The sequence below is a fragment of the Ruegeria sp. AE3 genome (genome assembly GCF_056542225.1).
On sequence record NZ_JBQFZL010000035.1, the window covers coordinates 1 to 2,500 of the forward strand.

The window sequence follows — 2,500 nt, forward strand, 5'->3', positions numbered from 1 at the left end:
TGGTTGCGGGAGTAGGATTTGAACCTACGACCTTCAGGTTATGAGCCTGACGAGCTACCGGGCTGCTCCATCCCGCGACACTTTAGTGGTCTATTGCCTGTTCGGCTACTTGAGACCGTTGGCTGGCCTGTTGCTTACGCGATTTGAGGCCTGGGTCGAGTATGTTTTGATCGTGTTGAGAGATTGGGGATTTTACTAGGTTTGGCGGTGACCTACTCTCCCGGGGCTTAAGCCCAAGTACCATTGGCGCGGCAGTGCTTAACTTCCGGGTTCGGGATGGGACCGGGTGTTTCACTTGCGCTATGACCACCAAACCGAGGAAAATCCCCGTCGCTCTTTTTGCTTTGCAAAAAGGCGACGCGCAGGAGGCAGCGTATTCGCGAAGCGGATGCGCGTTCCTGCACGGTTGTTATGTCAATCAACAGTGTCGCTTGGCGCGACACAGCTATCCAACTCAAGGTGTGTATGTCTTTGATTTGTCTTTCCATTACTGGATCAAATCAAGCCTATCGGGCGATTAGTACCGGTCAACTGAACGCATTACTGCGCTTACATCTCCGGCCTATTGACGTGGTGGTCTTCCACGGCCCTCAGGGAGACCTTGTTTTGAGGGGGGCTTCCCGCTTAGATGCCTTCAGCGGTTATCCTGTCCGATCATAGCTACCCAGCACTGCCGTTGGCACGACAACTGGTCCACCAGTGGATCGTTCACCCCGGTCCTCTCGTACTAGGGGCAACTCCTCTCAAGTCTCCTACACCCACGGCAGATAGGGACCGAACTGTCTCACGACGTTCTAAACCCAGCTCACGTACCTCTTTAAACGGCGAACAGCCGTACCCTTGGGACCTGCTCCAGCCCCAGGATGAGATGAGCCGACATCGAGGTGCCAAACACTGCCGTCGATATGGACTCTTGGGCAGTATCAGCCTGTTATCCCCGGCGTACCTTTTATCCGTTGAGCGATGGCCCTTCCACTCGGGACCACCGGATCACTATGGCCGTCTTTCGACTCTGCTCGACTTGTCAGTCTTGCAGTCAGGCTGGCTTCTGCCATTGCACTCAACGAGCGATTTCCGACCGCTCTGAGCCAACCTTCGCGCGCCTCCGTTACGCTTTAGGAGGCGACCGCCCCAGTCAAACTACCCGCCACGCAGGGTCCCGGATCCGGATAACGGACCGCGGTTAGACATCAAGAGTGCGAAGGGTGGTATCTCAAGGGAGGCTCCACAGGGACTTGCGTTCCTGCTTCAAAGCCTACCACCTATCCTGCACATCACAATCCTGATGCCAGTGCGAAGCTGTAGTAAAGGTGCACGGGGTCTTTCCGTCTAACCGCGGGAAGCCTGCATCTTGACAGGCAATTCAATTTCGCTGAGTCGATGTTGGAGACAGCGGGGAAGTCGTTACGCCATTCGTGCAGGTCGGAACTTACCCGACAAGGAATTTCGCTACCTTAGGACCGTTATAGTTACGGCCGCCGTTTACCTGGGCTTCAATTCAAGGCTCTCACCTCTCCTTTTAACCTTCAGGCACCGGGCAGGCGTCAGACCCTATACGTCGTCTTGCGACTTCGCAGAGCCCTGTGTTTTTAATAAACAGTCGCCACCCCCTGGTTTGTGCCCCCAGCCCCTAGTTGCCTAGGAACCGGGCCTCCTTCTCGCGAACTTACGGAGGTATTTTGCCGAGTTCCTTCAACATCGTTCTCTCAAGCGCCTTGGTATGCTCTACCAGTCCACCTGTGTCGGTTTAGGGTACGGTCTGATGGAGGGCTATTTCCAGGAACCACTCAGCAGCCCAATCAATCCGATAAGATTGAACTACACCTGTGATCCGTCACATCCTCCTGGCCTAGGAATATTAACCTAGTTCCCATCGCCTACGCCTTTCGGCCTCGGCTTAGGGGCCGGCTTACCCTGCTCAGATTAGCTTTAAGCAGGAACCCTTGGACTTTCGGCGAGAGTGTCTCTCACACTCTTTGTCGCTACTCATGTCATCATTCTCACTAGTGATCTCTCCACCGGATCCCTCACAGGCCGGCTTCATCGAAAAGACTCGATCCTCCAAGGTGCCCCGAAAGACACTAAAGAGGATAAGTCTTATGTCACACTACGCTCTGCTACCATGCCTTACGGCATCCTAAGCTTCGGCTCATGGCTTGAGCCCCGTTACATCTTCGCCGCAGGACAACTTATTTAGACCAGTGAGCTGTTACGCTATCTTTAAAGGATGGCTGCTTCTAAGCCAACCTCCTGGTTGTTTTGGTCGTCCCACCTGCTTTCCCACTTAGCCATGAATTGGGGGCCTTAGCTGTAGGTCAGGGTTGTTTCCCTCTCCACTACGGACGTTAGCATCCGCAGTGTGTCTGCCATCTAGTACTCCCGGGTATTCGGAGTTTGGTTAGGATCAGTAAGCCTGTGGGGCCCCATTACCCATCCAGTGCTCTACCCCCCGGGGTATTCGGATGACGCTCTACCTAAATAGATTTCGCAGAGAACCAGC

Annotated in this window: 1 tRNA gene and 2 rRNA genes (1 of these 3 cut by a window edge); all 3 read right to left on the reverse strand. The window is 54.4% G+C overall.

Going from position 1 to position 2,500, the window contains the following annotated elements:
• Positions 1-77, reverse strand: a tRNA-Met gene (locus tag ACR0NZ_RS20470).
• A gap of 122 nt (positions 78-199) precedes the next feature.
• A 5S ribosomal RNA gene (gene rrf, locus ACR0NZ_RS20475) occupies positions 200-314 on the reverse strand.
• A 182-nt stretch (positions 315-496) separates the two neighbouring features.
• Positions 497-2,500, reverse strand: a 23S ribosomal RNA gene (locus ACR0NZ_RS20480); it runs 826 nt beyond the window's last position.